Origin of the sequence: Streptomyces sp. NRRL S-646, from assembly GCF_000720765.1 — a bacterium.
Taxonomy (GTDB): Bacteria; Actinomycetota; Actinomycetes; order Streptomycetales; family Streptomycetaceae; genus Streptomyces.
In genome coordinates this window covers 1-245 of sequence record NZ_JODC01000142.1, presented here as the reverse complement: position 1 = coordinate 245, position 245 = coordinate 1, and the positions used below count along the sequence as shown (strand labels likewise).

General features: G+C 67.8%; 1 protein-coding gene. It reads left to right on the top strand.

Annotated features, from left to right (window positions below; genetic code table 11):
• Positions 1–245, top strand: a 245-nt coding sequence (locus tag IH68_RS51530) for an acyltransferase domain-containing protein (RefSeq protein WP_159403919.1), incomplete at both ends; no start/stop codon positions are given.

The following is a 245-nucleotide window of genomic DNA, read 5'->3' as shown; positions in this document are numbered from 1 at the left end:
GTGCTGCTGGCCGACGACGGCACGGAGTTGCTGCGGGGTCTGGAGTCGCTGGTGGCGGGTGTTCCGGCGGCTGGGCTGGTGCAGGGTGTGGCCGATGTGGATGGCCGTACGGTGTTCGTTTTTCCGGGGCAGGGTCCGCAGTGGCCGGGTATGGCCACTGAACTCCTCGACACCGATCCGGAGTTCGGTGGGCACTTTGCCGCGTGTGCGGCGGCTGTGGAGGAGTACGTCGACTGGTCGGTCGA